This is a genomic window from Rhizobacter sp., assembly GCF_031412495.1.
Lineage (GTDB): Bacteria > Pseudomonadota > Gammaproteobacteria > Burkholderiales > Burkholderiaceae_C > Schlegelella_A.
The window spans coordinates 1-6,142 of record NZ_JANODC010000226.1; the positions used below are offsets into that span (position 1 = coordinate 1).

General features: G+C 71.2%; 6 protein-coding genes. All 6 read left to right on the top strand.

The genetic code is table 11. The features are described 5' to 3' along the window. Nucleotides 1-244, top strand: a 244-nt coding sequence (locus AC30N0_RS08490) for a M20/M25/M40 family metallo-hydrolase (protein ID WP_489517490.1), incomplete at its 5' end; no start/stop codon positions are given. A gap of 157 nt (nt 245-401) precedes the next feature. Then, a complete protein-coding gene (locus AC30N0_RS08495; RefSeq protein ID WP_489517491.1) occupies nt 402-1,754 on the top strand; it encodes a GH1 family beta-glucosidase in 1,353 nt (450 codons plus the stop codon). Continuing rightward, nucleotides 1,747-3,330: a glucoamylase family protein gene (locus tag AC30N0_RS08500; protein ID WP_489517492.1), complete on the top strand. Its 1,584-nt coding sequence runs from the start codon at nt 1,747-1,749 to the stop codon at nt 3,328-3,330. The genes AC30N0_RS08495 and AC30N0_RS08500 overlap by 8 nt, the downstream gene beginning before the upstream one ends. Before the next feature lie 40 nt (nt 3,331-3,370). After that, nucleotides 3,371-4,699 (top strand): sugar ABC transporter substrate-binding protein, encoded by a 1,329-nt coding sequence (locus AC30N0_RS08505; RefSeq protein WP_489517493.1) that lies wholly within the window; start codon nt 3,371-3,373, stop codon nt 4,697-4,699. Next, nucleotides 4,696-5,583 carry a carbohydrate ABC transporter permease gene (locus AC30N0_RS08510; protein ID WP_489517494.1) on the top strand — a complete coding sequence of 296 codons (888 nt, stop codon included), beginning with the start codon at nt 4,696-4,698 and terminating at the stop codon, nt 5,581-5,583. The genes AC30N0_RS08505 and AC30N0_RS08510 overlap by 4 nt, the downstream gene beginning before the upstream one ends. Then, a partial coding sequence (locus tag AC30N0_RS08515; protein ID WP_489517495.1) for a carbohydrate ABC transporter permease occupies nt 5,580-6,142 on the top strand: 563 nt, incomplete at its 3' end. The genes AC30N0_RS08510 and AC30N0_RS08515, both read left to right, overlap by 4 nt.

A 6,142-nucleotide genomic window follows, 5' to 3' on the forward strand; every position in this document is an offset into this window, starting at 1 on the left:
CCTGGTCGACACCGAGGCGACGACGCTGGTCGCCTTCGGCACCGAGGCCGGGCTGTTCCAGAAGGCCGGCATTCCCACCGTCGTCTGCGGCCCCGGGCACATCGCCCAGGCGCACCAGGCCGACGAGTACGTGGCGCTCGAGCAGCTCGCCGCCGCCGAGCGCTTCCTGCAGGCGCTCATCGCGACCCCCGCGGAAACACTGCTCGATCGGCGCGAACCGACGCCCGCGGGGGCGGGTCGCTAGCGGATCCGCGATTCACGTCGCCCGTGACGGACGACGCTTACCCGCCCGGCGCGTACCCCCCTTCGCCGCGAAAGCGCCCGCGAGCGTCAAATAGTCACGTCGGCCCGGTTGTGCCCGCCCCCTCGCAACGCTAGATTGCCCCCCAACTCACGCTCCCATGACCCACGAATTCCCCAGCGCCTTTCTGTGGGGCGCCGCCACCTCGGCCTACCAGATCGAAGGCTCGCCGCTGGCCGACGGCGCCGGGCCGAGCATCTGGCACCGCTTCGTGCGCACGCCCGGCCTGGTGAAGAACGGCGACACCGGCGACGTGGCCTGCGATCACTACAACCGCATGCAGGACGACGTGGCGCTGATGAAGCGCTTGGGCCTGACCGCCTACCGCTTCAGCATCGCCTGGGCCCGCGTGCTGCCCGAGGGGCGCGGCAAGGTGAACGAGGCCGGGCTCGGCTTCTACGAACGCCTGGTCGACACCCTGCTCGAGCACGGCATCCAGCCGATGGCGACGCTCTTCCACTGGGACCTGCCGGCCGCGCTCGACGACCGCGGCGGCTGGCTCAACCCGGACGTCGCCGACTGGTTCGCCGACTACGCGGGCGTGATGTACCGGCGGCTCGACGGCCGCGTCAAGCTCTGGGCGACCCTCAACGAGCCCTGGGTCGTCACCGACGGCGGCTACCTGCACGGCCCGCTCGCGCCCGGCCACAAGAACAAGTTCGAGGCGCCGATCGCCTCGCACCACCTGCTGCGCTCGCATGCGAAGGCGGTGCAGGCCTACCGCGCGCACGGCAGGCACCAGGTCGGGCTGGTGGTCAACATCGAGCCCAAGTACCCGGCTTCCGCGAAGCCCGAGGACCTGGCGGCGACGAAGCGGGCCGAGGCCTACATGAACCGGCAGTACCTCGACCCCGTGTTCCACGGCCGCTACCCGGCCGAGATGGGCGAGATCTTCGGCGAGGCCTGGCCCGAATGGCCCCAGGCCGACTTCGACCTGATCCGCCAGCCGATCGACTTCCTCGGCATCAACTACTACACGCGCAACGTCGTCCGCCACGAGGACACCGCTTACCCGCTGAAGGCGGCGGCGGTGCGGCAGAAGCAGTCGGCCCACACCGAGACGGCCTGGGAGGTCTTCCCGCAGGGCCTGACCGACACGCTGCTCTGGATCCGGCAGCAGTACGGCGACATCCCGCAGTACGTGACCGAGAACGGCGCCGCCTTCTACGACCCGCCCGCCGCGCCCTCGGGCCGCGTCGAGGACCCGCTGCGCCGCGACTACTACCGCAGCCACCTGCGTGCCGTCCGCGCCGCCATCGCGCAGGGCGCGGACATCCGCGGCTACTTCGCCTGGTCGCTGATGGACAACATGGAGTGGTCGCTGGGCTACTCGAAGCGCTTCGGCCTCGTCCACGTGAACTTCGAGACGCTGACGCGCACGCCCAAGGACAGCGCCAAGTTCTATGCCGATGTCATCGCGTCGAACGGCGCGACCCTGGAGCGAGATGACTGAACACCCCTCCGCTGCCCCCGAATCGCTTCGCGACGGGTCCGCCCCCGGCCTCAGCCGGCGCGGCCTGCTGACCTCCGGCGCGCTCGCTGCGCTCGGTTCGCTCGGCGGCTGCGCCGGCGTCGGCGCCGTGCGCGACGCCGTCGAGGAGCTGACCCGCAACCCGGTCTACGACACACGTGCGGTGGACGCCTCGTCGAGCGCCGCACCGGATGCGAGCCCGCCGGAATCGACGACCCGACCGGCCCTCCCGCCGCTCTTCGACGACATCGAGCGGCGCACCTTCGACTTCTTCTGGGCCATCGGCAACCCGGCCAACGGCCTCGTTCCGGACCGTCACCCGACGGCCTCGCCGTGCAGCATCGCCGCGGTCGGCTTCGCCCTGACCGCCTACGTGATCGGCACCGACTGCGGCTTCATCACGCGGGCCCAGGCGCGCGAACGCACGCTGGCGACGGTGCGCTTCTTCCGCGACGCGCCGCAGGGGCCGCAGGCGCGCGGCAGGAGCGGGCACAAGGGATTTTTCTACCACTTCCTCGACATGAAGACCGGCGTGCGCGCCTGGAAGAGCGAGCTGTCCACGGTCGACACCGCACTGCTGCTGGGCGGCATGCTGCACGCGCAGGCCTACTTCTCGGGCCACCATCCGGAGGAGGTCGAGATCCGCGACGCCGTCAACGCGATCTACTGGCGCATCGACTGGAAGTGGGCCCAGGTGCGCGGCTCCCTGATCAGCATGGGCTGGAGCCCGGAGAAAGGGCACATCCCGTACGACTGGGCCGGCTACAACGAGGCGATGCTGGTCGTCCTGCTGGCGATGGGCTCGCCCACCCACCCGGTCGGCGAGAACGCCTGGAGCACCTGGTGCGAGAGCCACCGTGCCGCCTGGGGTCGCTTCATGGGCTACGAGCACCTCGGCTTCGCGCCGCTGTTCGGGCACCAGTACTCGCATGTTTGGATCGACTTCCGCGACATCCAGGACGCGACCATGCGCCAGCGCGGCCTCGACTACTTCGAGAACTCGCGCCGAGCGGTCTACGCGCAGCGCGCCTACGCCATCGCCAACCCCAAGGGCTTCTACGAGTACGGCGCCAACGTCTGGGGCTTCACCGCCTGCGACGGCCCCGGCAAGATGGGCGAGTTCGACCGCGGCAACCGCTTCCGCTACTTCCTCGACTACTCGGCGCGCGGCGCCGGCCGCCACAGCACGATCGACGACGGCACCATCGCGCCGACGGCGGCGCTGTCGTCGCTGCCGTTCGCGCCGGAAATCGTCATCCCGGCGATCGTCGAGATGCACGCCCGCTACGGCAAGTTCATCTACTCGAAGTACGGCTTCGTGGACTCGTTCAATCGCAGCCTGATCGCGACCGACGCCAAGCTCTCCGACGGCCGCATCGACCCGGCCTTCGGCTGGATCGCCAACGACTGCATCGGCATCGACCAGGGGCCGATCCTGGCGATGATCGGCAACTACCGAAGCGAGCTGGTGTGGGACGACATGCGCAGCTGCGTGCCGCTGCGCCGCGGCCTCGAGCGCGCCGGGTTCAAGGGCGGCTGGCTGGACAATAGCGGCTGATCCTTTCCCCCGGCGGCGGCCCATGCGCCCGACATCTCCCGTGAGCACGACCCGCCGGCAAGCCCTGCAGCGACTGGCCGCGGGCGCGGCCGGCCTGGCCGGTGCCGGCTGCGGCCGCTCCGACGACCCGAAGGGGCCGCTGAACTTCTGGGCCATGGGCCGCGAGGCCGAGGTCGTGGCCGAGCTGCTGCCCGACTTCCACGCGCGCCACCCGGGCACCCGCGTGCACGTGCAGCAGCTGCCGTGGACCGCGGCGCACGAGAAGCTTCTGACGGCCTACGCCGGCGGCTCGCTGCCCGATCTCTGCCAGCTCGGCAACACCTGGCTGCCCGAGCTCGTCGCCCTCGACGCGCTGGAGCCGCTCGACGCGCGGGTGCAGGCTTCCGGCATCGATCGCGGCGACTACTTCGCCGGCATCCTCGACACCAACGTCATGCCGACGCCGGGCGGCGCCCGCCTGTTCGGCCTGCCCTGGTACGTCGACACGCGCCTGCTGTTCTATCGCACCGACCTGCTGCGCGCCGCGGGACACGCCGAGCCGCCGCAGAGCTGGGCCGAGTGGCTGGCGGCGATGCGGGCGGTGCGCGAGCGCGGCGGCCCGCGCAGCTTCGGCGCCCTGCTGCCGCTCAACGAGCCGGACCCGCTGTTCGCGCTGTCGCTGCAGCAGGGGCCGCTGCTCGCCGACGGCGACAGCCGCGGCGCGTTCGCGCAGGCGCCGTTCCGGCGTGCGCTCGCGTTCTACGCCGGCATCTTCCACGAGGGCCTGGCACCGGTGACGACGAATGCCGCCATCGCCAACGTCTGGGACGAGTTCGCGCGCGGCCTGTTCGCCTTCTACGTCAGCGGCCCCTGGAACATCGGCGAGTTCCGGCGCCGCCTGCCGAAGGAGCGCCAGGGCGACTGGGCGACGGCGCCGCTGCCCGGCCCCGACGGGCCCGGCGTCTCCACCGCCGGCGGCTCGAGCCTGGTCCTGTTCAAGGGTTCGCCGCGGGCCGAGGCGGCATGGCAGCTGATCGCCTACCTGGGCGAGACGGAGACGATGCAGCGCTTCCACGCCCTGACCGGCAACCTGCCGCCGCGGCGCAGCGCGTGGCGCTCGCCGGCCCTCGCCGCCGACCCGCCGTCGCAGGCCTTCGCGGCGCAGCTCGAGCGCGTGCGGGCGGCGCCGAAGATCCCGGAGTGGGAGCGCATCTTCCAGGAGATGCAGCTCGCGGCCGAGCGTGTGGTGCACCGCCGGCAAGGCATCGAGGCGGCAACGGTGCAGCTCGACGCCGCCGTCGACGCGCTGCTCGAGAAGCGCCGCTGGCTGCGGGCGCGGGCGATCGCAGCGGCGGGCGCCTCGGCCGGCGCAGCGGCACCGGCGCGATGAGGCGTTCCGGCGTCATCGGCTGGGCCTTGGCCGCGCCGGCGCTCGTCGTCATCGGCGTGTTCTTCGTCGCGCCGGTGCTCGCCGGCTTGGCCCTCAGCCTGACCGACTTCGACCTGTACGCGCTCGCCGACCTGTCGCAGCTGCGCTTCGTCGGCCTCGACAACTACGGCCGCCTGCTGCAGACGCCGCTCTTCTGGCAGGCCTTCGGCAACACGCTCTACTTCGTCGCCGTCGGCGTGCCGGTGTCGATCGGCCTGTCGCTCGGTGCGGCCCTCCTGCTCCATTCCCGCTTCGCGCGCTGGCCGGGGCTGTTCCGCACCGCCCTGTTCGCGCCGGTGGTCACGACCGTGGTGGCAGTGGCGGTGATCTGGCGCTACCTGCTGCACACGCGCTACGGCCTGATCAACCAGGCGCTCGCGGGGCTCGGCATCGACCCGGTCGACTGGCTCGGCGACCCGCACTGGTCGATGCCGGCGATCATCCTGTTCGCGGCCTGGAAGAACTTCGGCTACAACATGATCATCCTGCTTGCCGCCCTGCAGGCGGTGCCACGCGAGCTGTACGAATCGGCGCGCGTCGACGGGGCCGGGCCGGTGCGGCAGTTCGCCGACATGACCTTCCCGATGCTCCTGCCGACGCTCGTGATGGTCGGCATCCTGACCCTCGCCGGCTACTTCCAGCTGTTCGCCGAGCCCTACGTGATGACGCAGGGCGGGCCGCTGCGCAGCACGGTCAGCGTCCTCTACTTCATGTACGAGGAAGGCTTCCGCTGGTGGAACCTGGGCTTCGCCTCGTCGGTCGCCTTCGTGCTGTTCCTCGTCATCTTCGCCGCGAGCGCCTTGCTCTGGCGCTTCGACCGCGACCCGGCGGCCAGCCGCCGATGAACCCGCGCCTCGCCGTCTGGGTGGTCAACGGCCTGCTCGCCGGCCTCGCCGCCGCGAGCCTCTTCCCGCTGCTGTGGATGCTCTCCGTGTCGTTCATGCCGGCCGGCGCGTCGAGCACCCTGCCGACGCCGGTGCTGCCGGCCGAGGTCACGCTCGACAACTACCGGCAGCTGTTCGGCAGCGTCGGCATGGGCCGGCACCTGTTCAACAGCCTGGCCATCGCCACCCTCGCGACGCTGATCTCGGTGAGCTTCAACGTGATGGCCGGCTATGCCTTCGCGAAGCTGCGCTTCCGCGGCCGCGAGGCGCTCTTCCAGGCGATGCTGGCGGCGCTCGTGATCCCCGGCCAGGTGGCGATGCTGCCGCTCTTCCTGATGCTGAAGCCGCTCGGCCTCATCAACACCTACGGCGGCGCCGTCGTGCCGGCGATGGCCAGCATCTTCGGCATCTTCCTCGTGCGCCAGTTCGCGCGCGGCATCCCCGACGAGCTGCTCGAGGCGGCGCGCATCGACGGCGCCGGCGAGTTCCGCATCTTCCTGACCATCGTGGTGCCGCTGCT